Here is an 18,509-nt window from a genome sequence, read left to right as displayed (position 1 = left end):
GTGCGATGACGGGTGACGGGGGCAGGACCGACGGCGCATGGCGCCCGCCTGCTCCCGCGCCCGTCGCGAGCACCGGACCGGAGAACATCCCGGGGTACGTCGACCTGACCGTGGTGGGGCGCGGTGGCGACTCGATCGTCTACCGCGCCCGCCAGGTCACCCTCAACCGCGACGTCGCCATCAAGGTGCTCGGCGTCGACGACGAGGCCCGCACCGCCCGCTTCGCGCGCGAGGTCGAGATCACCGTCGACCTCGGGCGCCAGCACCCCAACATCGTCAACGTGCTCGACATCGGCACCACCGACGACGGCCGCTCCTACCTCGTCATGGACTTCGTCGAGGCCGGCACGGTCCACGACCGGCTCAAGGCCCACGGGCCGCTGCCGGTGCACGAGGTCGTCGAGATCGGCTACGTGCTCGCCGACGCCCTCGCCTTCGCCCACGGCCGCGACGTGCTGCACCGCGACGTGAAGCCGCAGAACATCCTCGTGCTCCCGACCTCGTGGGTGCTCGCCGACTTCGGCATCGCCCGCCTGGCCGGCTCCGAGCACACCGCCTCGGTCGAGACCTTCACCTACCGCCACGCGGCCCCGCAGATCCTCGACGGCATGAAGCCGTCGGCCGGTGACGACCTCTGGTCCCTCGGGTCGACGCTCTACACGCTCCTCGACGGCCGCCCGCCCTTCGCGAGCGACGACCCCGACGAGGACTCCGCCCTCGCCTACATCCGCCGGGCCCGCACCGAGCCCCACCGCCCGCTCACCGTCGAGGGGGCGGAGGGCGTCGCCGCGGTCATCGACCGCTGCCTGGCCAAGTCCGTCGACGACCGCTGGCCCAGCGCCGGCGAGCTGCGCGACGCGTTCGCCGCCCTGCGCTCGACGGCCTGGCTCCCGGGTACGGCGGCCCCGGCGCGGGCCGTCACCCCGTCCCCGGTTGCGGCAGCTCCCGCCGATCTGTCCCCGACACCCACCGCGCCCCGCACGGCGCCCGCCGAGCAGCCGCCCGCCGAGGAGCCGTCGGTCGCGGCGCCCGCGCCGATCTCCCCGGCACCGGTCTCCCCGGCACCGGTCTCGTCGGCACCGTCCTCCCCGGCACCGACCGACGAGAAGCCCCCGGTCGCCGCGCAGCCGCCCGTCGCGCCCGCCCCCGTCGAGGGCGGCTGGGCCCCGTCCGCCGATCCCGAGCCCGTGGCGCTCTCCGTGCTCTCGCACGCCCCGGTGGCCGTCGAGCCCGACGCAGCGCCCACCGGCACCGGCCCCGTGCCCGGCTCCCGGCCCCAGCCCGCCGACGACGGCGGCGCCCGGGGCGGGGAGACACCGCCCCCGGCGCCCTCGGACGAGAAGCGGCCGCGGTCGCGCCGTACGCGCGTGCTCGTGGGGCTCGCCGTCCTGGCCCTCGTCGTGGGCATCGGCCTGAGTGCGGTCGGGTCCGCGCTCCGCGGGGGCGACGACGAGGACGCGGCGGCGGGGGAGACCCCCACGGCCGACGTGATCCCGACCGAGGACACGACCCCGTTCGACCCCGAGGCGCTCGAGGCGCCGCCCGACCCCGAGCTCGCCGTCTTCTTCCAGCGCCTCGACCAGGTCGGGCTCGACGTGGAGATGGAGTGGGTCGACCCCAGCGAGGGGGAGGGCAGCTTCATCATCGCGAAGACGTCCGGACCCGGCGGCGAGATCGTCAGCTACGAGGCGTACGTCGACCCGGGCGTCACCAGCCACGTCATCTCCGGGGCGCTCGCCACCGGCGGCCGCTACTGCTACGCCATCATCCTCACGCTCGCGACCGGCGAGTTCGGCGTCTCCGACGTCCGCTGCCTGACCGTCCCCGAGCGCTGACGGCCCGAGCGCCGACGGCCCGAGCGCTGACGGCCCGAGCGCTGACGGCCCGAGCGCTGACCCGCGTCGGGCAGGGCGCTCAGCGGCGCCCGAGCACCCGCGGGTCGAACGGCCACCACCACCGGCGCCACCACGGCACCTGGCGGCGCAGCGCGCGCCGTACGCGACGCACGGCCGCACCCAGCCGTGGCGCCGGGGCGCCTGCGTCGGGGCCGAACGCGGCCCGGTCGGCGTCGCTGCCCAGCCGGAGGGCCTCGGGCACGCCGTACGTCATGGCGAGGTGCTCCGCGATCCGGGTCGAGGAGTCGGCGGCCGACGGACGTCGCCCCGAGAGCACGAGGCCGTCGAGCACCTCGGCCCACGCGCCACGGGGACCGCGCCGCCGGTGGCGCCACGACCGCAGCGCCCGGGCGACGAGCAGCCCGACGAGCACGAGCACCACGAGGCCGCCGGCAGCGGCGTACGGCGTCCAGCCCTCGTCGAGCACACCGCCCGTGCCGTCCTCGTCGTCGCCACGGGCCTCGGCGGCCGGGTCGGGGTCGGGTGCGGGCGTCTCGGTCGCCTCCGGGTCGGGCACCGGCTGGGGCTGCTCGGGCTGCGGCTCGGGACGCTCCTCGAGGAACTGGTCCTCGTCGGGCGTGGGGGAGAAGGGCACCCAGCCGAGGCCTTCGAAGTAGACCTCCGGCCAGGCCAGCGCGTGCTCGCCCCGCACGACCCGCGTGCCGTCGGCCTGCTCGTCGCCGGGCCGAAACCCGACGACGACCCGCGTCGGCAGCCCCGAGTGGCGGGCGATCACGGCGAACGCGGTCGCGAACTGCTCCGAGGTGCCCTGCTGCGCCCCGGCGACGGTCGCGGGGTCGCCGAGCAGGAAGTCCTCGATGCGCCAGAGCGCGGAGCCCGACAGCGCGGACTCGCTCACCTCGCGCTGGCCGCGGACGGCCCGCTCGATCGCGACCGCCCGCTGGTACGGCGTGGTGGTGCCCGCCACCACCTGGCCCGCGTAGACCGCGAGCTCGTAGGGCATGTCGGGCAGGGCGAGGAACTGCTCGACCGGTACGCCGGGGCCGTCCTCGGCCAGGCCGGCCGCCGGGAGGTCGGAGGGCAGCGGGGCGTCGACGACAGCCGTCACCTCGTACTCCGCGTCCGCCGCACCCTCCGGCGCGAGCAGCGTGCCCGTGCGGGGGTCGACCAGCGCCTCGGTGCCGCTCAGCCCGGTCGGGTCGCCCGGCACGGGCAGCCAGGCGCCGCCGAGGTCGGCCACCCGCACGGCCGTCGTGAACCGGGCCCGGTCGCGGCCGTCGGGCAGCCGGTCGCCGCCCTCGGCCCCGAGCGGCCCGTAGCGGGTCGCGGCGCGCCAGGCCTGGCCGTCGTACTCGTCGAGCACCACGAGCCGCATCGGCGCGACGTCGCCGGAGGTCGTGAACAGCTCGACGTCGGGGTTGGCGGCCCAGGCGGCCAGCTGCGGCAGGGGGCTCGAGACCTCGGTCTGCACGATCGGCGGGTCGATGCGCGAGCGCGGGTCGAACGGTCGGTCGGCGGGCACGAGGGCCGACGACGCGATGAACCCGACGGCGACCACCAGCACCGGGCCGATGAGCGTCAGGCGCGTACGGCGCGAGTCGTTCGTCTCGTCGAGCACGACCCAGCCGATGACGGCGAGCACGACGACGAGGGCGGCCACGAGGCCGATCCGGTCGCCGCGGCCCCCGGTGAGCAGGGCGCCCGCGCCGTACAGGACGAGCGCGCCGAGCAGGGGCGCGACGCGGGCCGGGCGCAGCGAGCGCAGCGCGACCAGCAGCGAGACCAGTCCGGCGAGCAGCAGCGGCGCGACCACGAGGTCGGCGCGCAGCGGGAGGGGCTGCGGTTCGCTCAGGAGCAGGGGGATGGCGTCGCGGACCGTGCCGAGCAGGGTCGTGCCGGCTCCGGCCCCGAGCACGTAGGCGAGCAGCACCAGGAGGGTGGCGAGCACGCTCGCGGTGGCCCACCGGGAGACGCCGAGCCGGGTGATCACGGTCAGCAGCACGAACGGCAGCACGGTGGCGGCGAGCATGATGAGCGGCATCCGCCACCCGCCCCAGGCGAGCGCGACGGACAAGGACCCGGCCGCGGGCAGGGAGGCGCTCCACACGAGGGTGGCGATCGTCGTCCGGCGCTCGCTGCCCGCGGGGGCGTCGGGCTGGCCGGCCGGGGGAGCCACCGGGGCGCGCCGGGCGGGGGCGACGGTGCTCACGCGTCCACCGCCACGTCCCACTGGTCGGCGAGGTTGTGGGAGGTGCCGCCGCGCAGCACGAGCAGGTCGCTCGACTGGCCCGAGGTGACGAGCGGGCGCGGGTCGAGGGAGAGCAGCACGCGGCGCGGGGCGTCGCCGAGGAACAGGTCGAGCTCGGACTCGGAGGCGTGCGAGCCGGAGACCGCCACGACGATGTCGGCGGCGCGGGAGCCGTGCACGCCGGGGCCGGCCCGCTCGACGGTGCCGATCTCGGCGAGGAGGTGCTCGATCTCGGTGCCCTCCGCCCGCGGGAGCCCCGACGGGGAGCCGGGCGAGTCGACCTCGAAGCGTCCGCTGACCACCCGGAACTGCAGCGGGTGGCCGCCCTGGACCGTGACCCGGCACAGGGCCGCCGCGAGCTCCACGGCCTCCTCGAAGAGGTCGGCGTGCTGCTCGGTCGGATAGCTGCCCCACCGGTCGTCGAGGAGGACGCACACGTGCGGCTCGGCGGGCTCGGCGTCGTCGCGCACCATCAGCGTGCCCGACCGTGCGCTCGTCGCCCAGTGGAGCCGGCGCAGGTCGTCGCCCTGGGTGTACTCGTGGAGGCCGACGAGGTCGGTGCCGCCGATGTCGAGGCTGTCGGCGGTGCCGATGGCGGCGCGGCGGGCGCCGGTCAGCATGCGGGTGACGGGGATGCGGCGGGGCAGCACCCGCACGTCGACCACCTCGCCGACCTCGGCGGAGTGCGTGGCCAGCCCCGCGATCCCGTGCCGGCGCACCAGCAGCGGACCGACGCGCAGCACCCCGCGTCGGGGCGTCGGCACGTCGTAGGTGACGTCGACCTCCTCGGCGCTGGTGCTCTCCGGCAACCGCACCGGCACGAGCCGCCCGTCGACCAGCTCGGCGGCCTCGAGCCGCGCCAGACCGCGGCGGCGGCGCGAGGCGACGCGCAGCACCCCGTGGCAGGGATCGTTGCGCACGACGACGGTGGGCTCGACCCTGCGGCGCAGGGCGACCGCGTACGGGCGCAGCACGGCGACCAGCTCGGCGACCAGCAGGCCGAGCAGGCAGAGCCCGACGCCGACGACGACGGGGTAACGCGCGTACGCGCCGGCCGCGACGAGCAGCGCGGCGAGCAGGCCGACCCAGCGGCCGCGCGGGGTGGTGGCCCGCCAGCAGGCGACGAGCCGGGACGGGGGAGCCACGGGCGGGGCCTCAGCCCTGGTCGGGCTGCGGCGGGTGCACGACGTCGAGCACCTCGTGCACCACGTCGATCGGCCGGTGCCCGGCGAGCAGCGCGTCGCGGGTGAGCACCGTGCGGTGCGCCAGCACGGGTTCGGCGAGCCGCTGCACGTCGTTCGGCACCACGTAGTGGCGGCCCTGGGAGGCGGCGTACACCTGCAGGCAGCGCACGAGGGCCCGCAGCCCGCGGGTGGAGGCCCCGAGCCGCACGCGCGGGTCGGTGCGGATCGCGACGCCGATCTCGCGCACGAACCGCAGGAGCGGGTCGGCGACGTGCAGGTGGGTCAGCGCGCGCGAGGCCGTCGCGACCTCGGCGGGCGAGCTGACGACCGGTACGTCGCCGATGCGGCCCGCGGAGCTGCCGGGCCGCAGCACGTCGAGCTCGTGCTCGGCGTCGGGGTAGCCCAGCGAGGTGCGGATGAGGAAGCGGTCGAGCTGGGCCTCGGGCAGCCGGTAGGTGCCGTCGAGGTCGACGGGGTTCTGGGTGGCGATGACGAGGAACGGGTCGGGTACGGCGCGGGTCTCGCCGTCGGTGGTGACCGTGTGCTCCTCCATGACCTCCAGCAGCGCCGACTGGGTCTTGGCGGCGGCGCGGTTGATCTCGTCGGCGAGCACGACGTTGGAGAAGACCGGGCCGGGCCGGAAGCGGACCTCGCCGCTGCGGGGGTCGAACACGGTGGTGCCGGTGACGTCGCCCGGCAGCAGGTCGGGGGTGAACTGCACCCGGCGCATCTCCCCGCCGAGGGCGCGGGCCACCGCGCGGGCGAGCGTCGTCTTGCCCGTGCCCGGCACGTCCTCCAGCAGCACGTGACCGCCCGCGACCGCCGCGACCAGGACGAGGTCGATCGTCGCCCGCTTGCCGTGCACGGCGAGCTCGACGGCGTCCCCGAGCCGCTGGTGCAGCCGCCGGAACTCGGCGACGTCGGCCTCGGAGGGAGGGCCGGGGACAGCCGGGCGGGTGCCGTCGGCGAGTGCGGTCACGAGGGGGTCCTCTCGGGTGGTGACGGGGGACGTGGGCCGGGCGTCGTCGGGTGACGCCCGGCGTGGCGGGTCAGGGGATCTGCTGGCCGTCGCAGAGCGCGATCTGGGTCGTGGTCCACGAGTACGTGAGGCTCTGCACGGTGTTGTTCCCGTTGTCGGCGGTGAACACGACGGAGTGGTTGCGGGTGATCTGGCGGTTGCCGCCGCCGCTGCCGACGCCGCAGGGTGCCCACTGGTAGCCGTACGAGTAGTTGAAGCTGATCGAGGTCGCGCCGCACTCGACCTGCTGGCTGCCCTGGTCCGATTCGGCGCGGCACGTGCCGGCGAAGCCGGCCCAGTCGGCCGCGGGCGCCAGGCTGAGGGTGACGTCACCGGTGCCCTCCTGGCCCAGGTTGCCGCCCGACTCCCCGGTCACGTGCTGGCGTCCGCCGGCCGGCAGGCGGGGAGCGCTCGGCGCACCGGCGTCGATCTGGCGGACGCTGGCGGGGCCGTCCCCCTGCGCGTTGGTGGCGTGCACGCTGGCGCTCGTCGCACCGGAGTCGCACTGCTCGTTGCCGGTGTCGGCGCAGGGCAGCGTGAAGGTGGCGGTGCGGGCGTCCGCGCCGACGCGCTGGGTGGTGGTGGTCTGCGGGTTGCCGCCGGTGACCGTGACGACGTACCCCGTGACGGCCGAGCCCATGGCGTCCGCCTCGCCCCAGGTGACCGTCGCGGTCACGGACCCCGCGTTGTAGGCGCCGCGCGACACGCTGCCGCCCACCGTGCCGGGGGCGGTCGGGCGTCCGCTCGAGACGACGGCGGCCGACGGGGCCGACGGGGCTCGGTTGGTGGCACCGATCGCCGTCACCACGAACTGCACCGACTGGCCCATGGGGATGGTGATGCGGGCCTGGCGGGCGGTGCCGGCGACGCTCGTGAGCGCGACCGAGCTGTTGGTGATGGAGACGTCGAAGTTGAGTGCCGGGACACCGCCGTGGGTCCAGGTGACGTCGACGACGCCCTCGGAGACGATCGTCGCGGTGACGTTGCCGGGCGCCTGGACCTGCTCGGGCGGTGCCACGGTGCCCGGATCGGTCGGCTCGGTGGTGCCGGGCGTGCCAGGGGTGCCGGGCGTGGTGGGCTCCCCGGGACCCGGGGTGTCGGGGGTGCCGCCGGTACCCGGGCCGGTCGGCACACCGGGAGGGGCGCCGGTGCCCGTGCCCGGGGGGATCCCGGGGGGCAGCGCCGGCACCGTGTTCGTGCCGGTCGGCGCCGACGAGCCACCGGTCGGCGGCGTGGCCGTGCTCGACGGCGGATTGCTCGAGGGGTTGGCGGACGGCCCGGACGAGGGGTTCGTGGGCGGGTCCACCGGCGGGACCGGGGGCTCCCGGTCGCGGTCGGCGATCTCCTGGATGTCCTGCACCGGCGGCGGGGTGGTGCGGCCGCCGGAGATCGGGGTCGGCTGCACGCGCTCGTCGTACCGGGTGAGGTCGTCGATCCGCCCGTCGGCCCGGACGATGAGGCCCGCCTGGGAGCCGGGGACGTTGACGATGAGGTTGCCGTCGTCGACGACCAGCTCGGCGTCGCGGTCGCCGGGAACGGTGATGTCGTCGGTGGCGCGAAGGCCCTTGTCGTCGAGCACGACGATCTTGCCGGCCCCGTTGCAGGGCACGTAGACGAGGTTGCGGTGCACCTCCGGGCGGGCCGGGCGGGCGCAGCCGATGCTCGCCATGTCGACCTCGCGGATCTCGCTGGCGCCGACGATGAGCACCGTGCCGGTGGCGGTCGAGGAGACGGGGGCGAGGTCGGCCGGTGCGGAGGCGGGGGCCACGAGCTGGCCCTGCAGGCCCGGCGCGTTCGCGACGACGTCGCTGCCGGTGCCGACCTGGAAGACGATGCCGGCGTCGGGACCGAAGACCGTGACGCCCGCGGGGTGGCCGACGAGCACCGAGTTGTCGCCGGAGTAGTCGACGGTCTCGGTCTGCTCCGTGATGAACCGGCGCTCGTCATCGGACCAGCGCAGCTTCTCGAGCCGGCCGACCTTGTCGATGGCCCAGACGAAGCCCTCGCCGTCGATGGTGGCGTCGGCGAGGCCCTCCGGTGCGAGCCAGCGCTCGCCGATCGCGTCGGTGGTGCTCGTGTCGATGCGGGAGATGGAGCTGGTGGAGCGGTCGACGAGGAAGGCGTTGTCGTCGTGCAGCAGGATCTGGGTCGAGTCACCGGCGCTGACCCGGCGCTGGCCCGACACGAGCACGGAGGCCAGGTCGAGCGAGAAGACCTCGCCGGTCGTGCGGTTGGTGACGAAGAGCCGGCCGTCGGCCTGGGTGACCTCGATGTCCTCGCCCGGGGCGCCGACGGTGAGGCGCTTCTCGGGCTGGCCCGTCGCGGGGTTGATCTGGATGACCTCGCCGCTGGGGTCGTCGCTCACCCAGGTGAGGCCGTCGGTGATGTCGACGACGGTGCGCGACAGTCCCTCGCCGAACGCGAGGCCGGCGACGAGCGAGGCGGCGACGACCACGACGGAGAGCTCGGCGCTGCCGCGCGAGCCGCGGGACTTCCGGGTGCGCTGCGACCGTGGCGCTCCGCCCAGGCGCGCGGGCAGGACCTGCCGGAACCGGTCGCCCAGCGAGCGCCCCGGCCGGGCTGCCCCGTTCTCCTGCGTCATGGTCGTTCCCCGTCCCTCGTCACTCGCTCCCGGCCACCAGCTGTGCCACGGTCGCCGAGCCGTTCTCGCACCACAGCCCCCGACCCGGCCCGGTCAGCGGCTCCACCGACTTCGTCGGCACCGAGACGCCGAAGACGTCCCCCTCGTTCCACTCGGGGTGGACGAGGAAGCCCCGTCGACGCTGCTTCATCGCCGTGACCAACCCGGGCGCGAGCCCGGGCCTGCGGGCCTCGGTGACCTCGACGGACATGACCACCGCGAGCCGTGAGGCGTGCTCGTCGATCATGCGGAGCAGGCGCTCCCGGGCGGCACGGTGGTCGTCCGTCGTCGTAGCAGTGTCCCACCGGTGCACGCCGTCCACCACGAGCAGCAGCCACGGGAAGGAACCTTCCGCGCCCGCGCCGTCCACGTCCGGGGTGCCTCCGAAGAGGGCTGCCTCCAGCTCGTCGACGCAGGTCAGCAGGTCGTCGGGACGCAGCACGCGGGGCGGTGCGTCGGAGCGCAGGGCCACCTCGACGATCCCGTCGAGGGCGCTGGTCTTGCCGGTGCCCGCCCGCCCGGCCACCAGCACCGGCCCGGCCCGGAGGTCGGTCGCGATGACGGCCACGGCGTCGGCGTCGACGGCCACGGCGACGTGGCTGCCGCTCGGGGCCGGCAGGGCGTTGGCGGGCAGGCGGGTCGGCATCGGGGGTACGGCAGCCCCCGCGCGGCCCGCGGTGCGCGGCGCCAGCAGCTCGGAGGCCTCGCGGACCCGTTCGGCCTGCACCGGCGTGCCGGCACCGCCCGTCGTGGCCACCTGCACCATCTGCTTGCCGATCAGTCCGGTGCCGGGAGTGGTCTCGGAGTCGAGGACGTTGCCGGGCACGCCGATCATCAGGTAGTCGTCGCTCGTCGTCATGCGCAGCACGAGACGCCGCCCGAACGAGGCGGCCAGCGCCGTCGGGACCCCCGTGCGGCCGGGGGCCGTGGCGATCACGTGGACCCCGACGCGGCGACCGTTCTGCAGCACGTTCTGCAGGTGCTCGACGTGGTCGCGGGCCAGGCCGCCGGCCTTCTCGAACGACTCCAGCAGCGACGGCAGGTTGTCGAGCAGGAGGTAGACGCGGGGGAGGACGTGCCCGGCGCGCGCCAGGTCCTCGAGGTCGGAGCAGCCCTGGGCGGCGAGGGCCGCGCTGCGGTCGGTGACGGTGCGGCGCAGCAGCCGCACGAGGCGCAGCACGCGCCCCAGCTGCGTCTCGCCGACGATCGCCTCGACCGTCGGGAGGCCGGCGATCGCGGAGAGTCCGCCGCCGGCGTAGTCGATGCCGTAGACGTACGGCGCGACGCCGTGGCCGCTGAACGCGTCGCCCACCGAGGCCGAGATCGCGACCGTGCGCAGCAGCTCGGTCTTGCCGGACCCCGACGCACCGTGCACCAGCAGGTGTCCGACGGAGGTCAGGTCGACCTCGAGGCGCGGCTGGCGCTGGTGGGCCGGGTCGTCCATGCCGCCGACGTAGAGGTGGCCGGAGGGGTGGCGGCCCGCCTCCCGGGCGAGGTCGTCGACGTCGAGCAGCAGCTCGGCCGGCAGGGGCGGGAGCCAGGGCTTGGGCGGCGGCGGGGTGCCCGAGCGCCGGAACGCGGTGACGATCGTCGTCACGCAGCGCTCGAGGTCGGAGCGGGGGTCGAGCCGGGCCTCCCCGGGGGAGTCGGCACGCGGCGGGGCGGTGGCGCTGAACGCCGAGACGTGCACCTTCGAACCGGTGCCGTCGATGGGTTGACGGGCTCCCGTCCAGGCCGACTGCACGAGCTCGGCGGTGCCGTGGCCCGTCCGACGCAGCCAGGCACGACCCGGCGTGCGGCGCGAGATGTGCGCCGCCTCGGGGCTGTCGATGACGTCGCGCGAGTCGTCGGCGCTCGACACGCGCAGCGCGATCCGCAGGTCGGTGTTGGCGCGGATGTTGCCGGTCACGACGCCGGCCGGGCGCTGCGTCGCCAGGAGCACGTGCATGCCGAGGGAGCGTCCGCGCTGGGCGATGTTGACCATCCCGTCGACGAAGTCGGGCACCTCCGCGTTCAGCGCGGCGAACTCGTCGACGCAGATGAGCAGGCTCGGCGGCGCCGCCTGCGGGTGCTCGCGCTCGAGCTGCACGAGGTCCTTCACGCCGTACTCGCCGAGGAGGTGCTCGCGGGCGGTGATCTCGGCGCCGAGGGACGTGAGCGCCCGCTGCACGAGGGCGGGCGTGAGGTCGGTGATGTAGCCGACCGTGTGGGGCAGGTCGGCGCACTCGCGGAACGCGGCGCCGCCCTTGTAGTCGACGAGCAGGAAGCTGATGCGCTCCGGGGAGTTGTTGAGGGCGAGCGAGCAGATCAGGGTCTGCAGCAGCTCGGACTTGCCGGAGCCCGTGGTGCCGGCGACGAGGCCGTGCGGGCCGTCGTCGCGGAGGTCGATGGTGACGGTGCCGTCGATGCCGGTGCCGATCTGGGCACGCAGGCCGCGCGAGGCGCCCCAGCGGCGCAGCACCGCCCCCGAGTCGTCGAGGTCCTCCAGGTCGCCGCTCACCTCGGGCAGCCGGACGACCGACGGGATCGCGGTGCTGGCGGGCAGCACGGCGGCCTCGTCGACGTACGACGTCATGGTGCGTGCGCTGCGCCACGCCCGGGAGAGCGACACCTCGTCGGGGGTCTCGATCCGGGAGACGCCGCCGCGGTCGCCGATGTTGACGCTGCCGTCGGAGAGGTCGACCAGCAGGCTCGTGGCCGCCGGCACCTCGGCGCGGGTGCGACCCAGCCAGAGCAGGTGGAGGTTGCGTTGGGCGGCCACCGAGGCCACCGCCTCGACGGTACGGCGGGGGATGCCCGCGTCCTCGTCGACGATGCAGAGCGTGTGGCCGCGACCGCCGTCCTCGCTGGCGAGGTGGTCGAGCAGCGCGGTGGCGGCCCGGGGACCGACGGCGACGGGCGGCTCGCCGCCCACGCGCACGGTCGCGTGCGGCAGCCAGCGGAGCCACGCCTCGTGGTGGGCCCGACCCCGGCCGAAGCAGCCGGCCACGGTGAGGTCGGACGGTGAGTGGTCGAACGCCAGGCGCAACACCATGGCCCGCACCAGCCCGTCGACGGCGTCGGCGTCCCCGGTCATCGCGACCAGCGGGTGGGCGGTGAGATCGGCCATGACCGGCATGTCGGGCAGCGAGTCGCGCTCGGCGAGCTGGGCCACGACCTCGCGGCGCAGGGGTCGATCGCCGCCCTCCTTGATGCTGCCGCGCAGCATGGCCGGCACGGTGCCGATGCCGAGGCGCGTGTGGAGGAACGCCTGCCGGGTCTCGCTGCGGGCCCAGAGGTAGGGGTCGCGGCCGGCCGCGCGGGTGCGCAGCGTCTCGGCGTCGGGGTAGTCGTCGTGGAACTGCTCGCGCTGGCGGCGGGCCTGGTCGTCGATCACGGCGAGCATGCCGTCGACGTCCGTGCGCCACTCGGCGGCCTCCTCCTCGAACTGCCGCTTGGCGGCGCGCTGCTGCTGGCGCCAGCCGAGGTAGCCGATGATCGGCCACGCGAGCATGTAGACGAGGGCGTACGACGTGCGCGAGCGCGCGAAGATCGCGAGGCCCATGATCATCGGGAGCGCCAGCATCGCCCACGGCAGCGGCGAGGGCCGGTTGCGGTTGGGCGGCGGCGGCACGTCGAGCTCCTCGGTCAGGAGCGGGTCCCCGAAGCGCGGAGGCCGGTAGACCGAGACGGCGGTGTCGTCGACCGGCACCTCGCCCGGGTCGACCACGACGGTGGTGCGCCCGAGCCGGATCGGGGTGCCCCAGTCGACCTCGCGACCGGTCGTGACCTGCTCGCCGGCGATGGTGGTGCCGTTGGCGGAGCCCGCGTCGTACACGGTGGGGCGCGTGCCGAGCACGACGCGCACGTGCTGCTGGGAGACGAGCGGGTCGGAGAGCCGCATGGTGCAGGTCGTCGCGCGCCCGAGCGTCAGGGAGTTCGAGCGGATCGGCAGGCGCTGCCCGCTGTCGGGGCCCTCGGTGACCCGCAGGACCGCGCGGGGCCGCGCTGTCGAGCTCGACCGGTGGAGCCACGAGGCGGGCGCGGTGACGACGTCGAGGAGGTCGCCGGTGCGCAGGCCGCAGTCGGCGACCGCGCGGTCGGCGGGCCACGGGTGGCCGCCGTCGACCGGCACGAGCATCAGGTTCGTCTGGTGGGGCGCGAGGTGGCGGCCGAAGGCGCGGGCCAGGTCGGCGACGGTGGCCTCGTCCTTCGCGTTGACGGCGACGTCGACCGACGGCAGCCCGGACTCCGGGGGAGTGGCCAGCGAGAGCGTCCACTGCTGCACGGACTGCTCCTTCCTCGCTCGTCCGGTTGGGACCCGGGTGCGGACTACCCCGCGATGACGACGTTCAATCCTGCGGCGATCGCGCGGGTGACGCTGCGGGGACGACGACGTCACCGGTGCGCGAACGGGGAACGCGAACGGGGGCCACCGGCGATGCCGGTGGCCCCCGAGCGGCCCGGCGGGGTCGGCCGGGCCGGGCAGGTCAGGCGGAGACCTGCTCCTGCTCCTGCGCCTGGTTGTTGATCAGCGTGGAGAAGTCGTTCAGCTGGGCGACGACCTGCGTGAGCATGGTGCGGTACTCGGAGTTCCACGACGTGCGGGTGCGCTCGGCGTCGGGGCCGACCCACTCGAAGCTCTCGAGCGACTGGGTGAGGCGGGCCGTGAGCTGCTCCAGCTCGCCGGCGCCCTGGGTGATCTGCTGGGCCGACTGACGGCCACCCTCGATGTCCATACCCTTCATGGCCATGGCGGTGCTCCTTCTCGTTTCGTGACTCGTGGGTCAGATGTGTGTGCGTGACTGGTGAAGCGGGTTGAGGCTGGTGCTGCGGCGTGCGCCCGAGGGACGCGGCAGGTGGTCGTCGCTCAGTTGCTGCCTCCCATGCGGCTGCGGACGTGGGAGGTGGCCTCGGCGGCCGTGATGCGGCCGTCGCCGTTGATGTCCAGCTCGCGGTTCTGGTGGTAGGACTGCGTGCCCTGGCTGAACATCGTCGTCTCGGCGTCCATCGGACGTCCGCCGAGGACGCTGGTGTAGACGCCCTCGAGGTCGCCGACGCGACCGCGGTGGGGCTCGAAGTAGCGCTCGACGTACGAGAGCTGCTCCGTGGGCGTCATGCGGGAGAGGGCCTCGGTGCTCGTGCCCAGGCCGGCCGCGGTGTCGGGCATGAACTGGATCAGCCCGGTGGCGCCGCTGCGCGGGTTGACGACGTCGGTGCTGAACCGGCCGCCGGTCTCGAAGCTCATCGTCGCCAGCAGGTGCTCCGGCTGGGCGCCGATGCGGCCCGCCACGCCCTCGAGCTCACGGAGGAACTCGGGGGTGACGTTGCGGTTGCCCTGCACGCCCGTGATCTGGTTGTAGTCGTAGCCGCTCGGGGCCGTGAAGCCGGTGCCCTGCGCGATCTGCTGCGGGTGGTCGGCGCGCCAGGCCTCGTAGGCCGCCTGGGTCTTGCCGCCCCACTGCCCGTCGGTGCCCTGGGTGTCGTAGCCCGACGCCGTGAGCCGCTGCTGCAGCTCCTTGACGCCCTCGCCGCGGCTGCCGCGACCGTTCTCGCCGACGAGCTTCTCGATGGCGGAGTCGCCACCCTGCCCACGGCTGGCCAGGGCCGCTCCGCCCAGGCCGAGGGCGGCCGCGCCGCCCGCCAGCCCGGCTGCCGCGCCGTACGACGGGCGATCGCCGCTGGTGGTGAGCGAGTCGCCGGTCGGGTTGAGCGCCGGGGTGCCGAGCGAGTCGGCGCCGGGGATGGCGCCGCCGGTGGGGGTGACGCCCGTGCTGCTCGACACCGGGGCGCCCTCGGGCACCGAGCGTCCGTCGATGCTGCCGGAGCCCAGCGCCGGAGCGCTGCCGCCACCGGTGCCTCCACCCGTGCCGCCGCCGGTGCCGCCGCCGGACCCGCTGCCGAGGCCGCCACCCGTGCCGCCACCCGTGCCGCCCCCGGTGGAGCCGGAGACCCCGGTCGGCAGCGCGCCGCCGAGCTCGGGGGTGGACGACGCCGTGGTCGGCGCCGCGGTCCGCAGCAGCGAGTCGGGCCCGGAGCCCGGCGTCGTGATCGCCGGCACGGGCTGGGCGCTGAGGCCGCCGCCCCCGCCGAGCGGGCTGGTCGTCGTGGTCGTGGTGCCGGGGATGGTGACGCCGTCGGCCGTCGTGGTCGTGCTCGACGTGGTCGTGGTCGTCGTGCCCGGGGTGCCGGGCATCAGCGGCTGCGTGGGGGCGATGGCCGGGCCGTCGAACTTCGTCAGCGGCGACTCGGACTGCAGGGGGCTCGTGTACTTCGGCAGCGTGCTGAAGTCGACCGTCTCGCCGGCGCTCACCTGGTCCTGGGCCTCGGCGTTGGCGCCGAGCACCTGGGCGAACATGCCGAGGGCCATCGAGATCTTCTGCAGCCAGGGCAGGACCTGGGTCTCGAGGAACGTGGCGTAGGCCGCGCTGGCGCCGCCGGTGAAGAACGAGGCCGCCCGGAGCATCGCGATGAGGGCTCGGACGAACGTGATCACCTGGTCGGTGGTCTCCTTGCCCTCCTGGCACTTCTGCGCAGCCTCGCGGAGTTCGTCGGTGTCTGCTCCGAGAAAAGCCATCGTCCCCTCCTTCGGTCGGTCGCCGGTCCGGTCCGTGCCGGGCCGTGTCGGTCGGTGTGAGCAGGACGCTAGGGCGGCGTCGAGCACCGGGTCGAGAGCTGCGCGGGTGGAAGGTTCCGCCCCGTCGGGGCGGCTCCGGGGCGGTTCGGGGGCGGCTCGGGGGCCGCTCTGGGGCCGCTCGGGGGCCGCTGGGAACGCGAACGGGGCCGGCGGCCTCGGTGGGAGGCGGCCGGCCCCGGTGCGGGGACGTGCGGGTGACGACGGCGGGGACGGGCAGGGATCAGCCGCTGGCCTCGTCCTGGCGGTCGGCGTGCACGCAGAGCACGCGGCCCTGCTCGGAGAGGGACTCGGAGGCCGCGTTGGCGCTGGGCGCGAACGATCCCGTCCAGTCGCTCTCGAAGCCGCTGCGGTCGGGCCCCTCCCACTTCAGGCCCGAGATCATGGCGCTGATGCTGGAGACGACGCCGGCCACCTGGCCGGCCTGCTCGCCCATGTTCTGGCCGACGTTGCGGGCGTACTCGGTGTCCATGCCCTGCATGCTGGAGCTGCTGCTCATGGTGGGTCCTCCCTGGCGGTGGCTGGCGGTCTCTGCTGGCGGGCCGCGACGCGCGGCCGCGGGGATGCTCGTGCCAGGAGGCTAGGAAGACCGGGGGCGGCGGGCTAGGGCTGCCGGGGTGGAACGTTCCGCCGCGTGGCGGCCCGTTCGACGCGATCCAGGTCGTCCGCGGTCACCAGCTGGACCTCGGCGGTGCGTCGGCCGATCGCGAAGCGGACGTTCTGGGCCCGTCCCGTGCCCGCACGGAAGGGGTCGTCGCGCGGACCGAAGGCCAGCGCGGAGATCGAGCGGATGGCGTCGTCGACCCGCTGGGCGCGCTCGAGGTTCCAGGCGTAGCCGTGCCAGTGCAGCACGCGCTCGTAGATCTCGCGGTTCGACGGGGGACGCGGGTAGTCGTCGGTGCCGGTCAGCCACGGCTCGGAGAGAGCGAGTGCGACGTACCACTCGCGGCTGAGCGGCGGCAGGTGCGGCGCGGGGGCGGTGGCGCCGGCGTCGACGTCCTCCTCGTCCACCCCGGGGCGGGGGAGCGTGACGACGGGACCGCTGCCGCTGAGGGTCACGTCGACGACGATCGACAGGTCGTCGTAGGTGCCCTCGGCGCCCGAGCCGACCCGACCCCGCATGACGACGAGCTGGTTCTCGCCCTCGTCGAGCAGCAGGGACATGCCCTCGGCGAGCGTCACGCGCCGCGCGCCACCGGGGGCGTCGAACAGGCTGGAGACCTGGGTCTCGCCGGACCCGTGCCAGCGCAGCCGGGCGATCTCCTCGCCGACGATCAGCTCGCCGAGCACCCGCGAGACGTGGGGGGCGCAGCGGGGGAGCGCGATCGCGGTCACGCGCAGGGCATTCTCGGGCGTGTCGTCCGGGACGGCGTGGTCGGGAGAGCGACCGAAGAACAGGGTCTCCCCCGAGCCCAGGGTCACCGTCGGCAGTCCGGCGCCTCTCAGCGTCACCCGCAGCATGTGTCGATCCAACCACACCTGACCAGGGGTCGGGCCCCCATGCAGGCCGTTCACCAGGGACGATGCGGCCCGACCGAGCCGGTTGAGCCGGTTCGGTGGACGGGTGTGCACCGGATCTCTTGACCTGCTCGCGCGCGCGGCGGACCCTGGGGGCATGTCCGTGCCCGCCCCCCTGCCCGACCCGCCGCGCGCCACCGCCCCGGCCGGCCCCGGCGTCCTCGACGCCCTCGCGCTCCTGCTCGAGGTGGCCGACGAGCTCGTGGTGGGGTCCGTGCGCGACACCCACCGCGCCGTGGCCGACCGCGTGTACGGCGCCGCCTCCGCCGGCACGGGCGGGGTCGCCCGGGCGCTGCGCCCCGGCCACGACGCCGTCGCGGGAGCCGTGTACGCCGCCGTGGGCGGGTCGTTGCGCGGCGCCGCGCGCGGCGTCGGCGCCCTCGCGGACGCCGGGGTCGGGCCGCGACTCGAGGCGCGACCCGCCGGCGCCCTCGTGCGGGCGGCGGTCAACGGCCTGATCGGCGACCGGCTCGACGCCGAGGCCAGCCGTCTGGCCATCCCGTTCTCGGTGCGCGCCGCGGGTCGCGACGTGCCCCTCGACCCGGACGCGCTGGCCGCGGCGTACCCGACCGCGGGCCCACGCCTGGTCGTCCTGCTGCACGGCCTCGGCGAGAGCGAGGCGGCCTGGGGCCTGCACCGCGAGGAGCGCGGCACGACGTACGTCGAGGAGCTCGCCGACGACGGGTGGACCCCGGTGCTGCTGCGCATGAACTCCGGCCTGCCGCTGCGGGCCAACGGGGTCGGGCTCGCCTCCCTGCTCGACCGGCTCGTCGAGGCGTGGCCGGTGGACGTGGAGCGGATCGCGCTGGTGGGCCACTCCATGGGCGGTCTCGTGGTGCGGGCGGCGTCCGCCGTGGTCGCCGCCGAGCACGGGGGCGGCCCCGCGCCGGCCTGGGCCGACCGCGTCACCGACGTCGTCACGCTGGGCACCCCGCACCGCGGTGCCCCGCTCGCGGGCATCGTCGGCCACGGCAGCGACGCGCTCGGGCGGTTCGCGGAGACCGGGGCGTTCGGGCGCATCCTCGACCAGCGCTCCGAGGGCATCCGCGACCTCGTCGACGGGCTCGCCCACGACGTCCCGGCGCTGCCGCACGCCCGCTACCGGCTCGTCTCCGCCACGCTCAGCCGCTCGCCGCGGCACCCGGTGGGGGCCGGCTTGGGCGACCTGCTGGTGCGCGAGCAGTCGGCGTACGGACGCCGCGGCCGGGCGGGGGACGACCTGTTCTCCGAGGTGGACGTCGAGACGCTGCACGTCGGCGGCACCGGGCACTTCGGCCTGCTCAACCACCCCGAGGTGTCCGCCCGCCTGCGGGCCTGGCTGGCCTGAGCGCGCCGGGCGGGGCGCTGTGGGGGTCGGCGGGGGTCGGCCGGGGCCCGGAGAATCCGCTGTTGGCGAACAGGGCCGGGATACCCGTGGAACTGTCCGTCGTG

Annotated in this window: 11 protein-coding genes; 2 read left to right on the top strand and 9 right to left on the bottom strand. The window is 75.4% G+C overall.

What is annotated here, in order from left to right:
* Positions 1–5: 5 nt before the first annotated feature.
* On the top strand, positions 6–1,835 hold the full coding sequence (locus K329_RS29350) for a serine/threonine-protein kinase (RefSeq protein WP_028472228.1): 1,830 nt from the start codon (positions 6–8) through the stop codon (positions 1,833–1,835).
* Positions 1,836–1,914: 79 nt separating this feature from the next.
* Here K329_RS29350 and K329_RS24730 read toward each other — a convergent pair whose 3' ends face one another.
* The 9 genes from K329_RS24730 to K329_RS24710 all read right to left on the bottom strand — a co-directional run bounded on the left by K329_RS24730 (position 1,915) and on the right by K329_RS24710 (position 17,021).
* The gene (locus tag K329_RS24730; protein WP_043642032.1) at positions 1,915–4,065 is read right to left on the bottom strand and encodes a transglutaminase TgpA family protein; all 2,151 of its coding nucleotides are present in this window, start codon (positions 4,063–4,065) and stop codon (positions 1,915–1,917) included.
* Positions 4,062–5,249, bottom strand: coding sequence for a DUF58 domain-containing protein (locus K329_RS24725; protein WP_052336370.1), 1,188 nt, complete (start codon positions 5,247–5,249; stop codon positions 4,062–4,064). Before K329_RS24725 ends, K329_RS24730 begins: the two co-directional genes overlap by 4 nt.
* A gap of 10 nt (positions 5,250–5,259) precedes the next feature.
* On the bottom strand, positions 5,260–6,267 hold the full coding sequence (locus K329_RS0105180) for an AAA family ATPase (RefSeq protein WP_028472227.1): 1,008 nt from the start codon (positions 6,265–6,267) through the stop codon (positions 5,260–5,262).
* A 70-nt stretch (positions 6,268–6,337) separates the two neighbouring features.
* Entirely contained in the window at positions 6,338–8,908 is a 2,571-nt protein-coding gene (locus K329_RS0105175) for a hypothetical protein (protein WP_028472226.1), read from the bottom strand.
* Between the two features lie 19 nt (positions 8,909–8,927).
* Positions 8,928–13,214, bottom strand: a complete 4,287-nt coding sequence (locus tag K329_RS0105170; protein ID WP_028472225.1) for a type VII secretion EssC family protein — start codon at positions 13,212–13,214, stop codon at positions 8,928–8,930.
* Between the two features lie 202 nt (positions 13,215–13,416).
* Positions 13,417–13,680: a hypothetical protein gene (locus tag K329_RS0105165; protein ID WP_028472224.1), complete on the bottom strand. Its 264-nt coding sequence runs from the start codon at positions 13,678–13,680 to the stop codon at positions 13,417–13,419.
* 116 nt (positions 13,681–13,796) lie between these two features.
* Complete coding sequence (locus K329_RS29345; protein WP_052336368.1) at positions 13,797–15,503, bottom strand: peptidoglycan-binding domain-containing protein; 1,707 nt, start codon at positions 15,501–15,503, stop codon at positions 13,797–13,799.
* Between the two features lie 280 nt (positions 15,504–15,783).
* Positions 15,784–16,059, bottom strand: a complete 276-nt coding sequence (locus K329_RS0105155) for a hypothetical protein (protein ID WP_028472223.1) — start codon at positions 16,057–16,059, stop codon at positions 15,784–15,786.
* 104 nt (positions 16,060–16,163) lie between these two features.
* The gene (locus K329_RS24710; protein WP_157571566.1) at positions 16,164–17,021 is read right to left on the bottom strand and encodes a hypothetical protein; all 858 of its coding nucleotides are present in this window, start codon (positions 17,019–17,021) and stop codon (positions 16,164–16,166) included.
* A 154-nt stretch (positions 17,022–17,175) separates the two neighbouring features.
* Here K329_RS24710 and K329_RS24705 point away from each other — a divergent pair, with 154 nt between their 5' ends.
* A complete protein-coding gene (locus K329_RS24705; protein ID WP_052336367.1) occupies positions 17,176–18,405 on the top strand; it encodes an esterase/lipase family protein in 1,230 nt (409 codons plus the stop codon).
* Positions 18,406–18,509 lie beyond the last annotated feature (104 nt).

This window comes from Nocardioides alkalitolerans DSM 16699, from assembly GCF_000426525.1.
GTDB lineage: Bacteria > Actinomycetota > Actinomycetes > Propionibacteriales > Nocardioidaceae > Nocardioides > Nocardioides alkalitolerans.
This window is presented reverse-complemented; position numbering and strand designations above follow the sequence as displayed.

Coding starts and splice junctions, on each gene's coding strand:
- K329_RS29350 (WP_028472228.1), top strand. CDS start 6: ATGACGGGTGACGGGGGCAGGACCGACGGCGCATGGCGCCCGCCTGCT.
- K329_RS0105175 (WP_028472226.1), bottom strand. CDS start 8,908: ATGACGCAGGAGAACGGGGCAGCCCGGCCGGGGCGCTCGCTGGGCGAC.
- K329_RS0105165 (WP_028472224.1), bottom strand. CDS start 13,680: ATGGCCATGAAGGGTATGGACATCGAGGGTGGCCGTCAGTCGGCCCAG.
- K329_RS29345 (WP_052336368.1), bottom strand. CDS start 15,503: ATGGCTTTTCTCGGAGCAGACACCGACGAACTCCGCGAGGCTGCGCAG.
- K329_RS0105155 (WP_028472223.1), bottom strand. CDS start 16,059: ATGAGCAGCAGCTCCAGCATGCAGGGCATGGACACCGAGTACGCCCGC.
- K329_RS24710 (WP_157571566.1), bottom strand. CDS start 17,021: ATGCTGCGGGTGACGCTGAGAGGCGCCGGACTGCCGACGGTGACCCTG.
- K329_RS24705 (WP_052336367.1), top strand. CDS start 17,176: ATGTCCGTGCCCGCCCCCCTGCCCGACCCGCCGCGCGCCACCGCCCCG.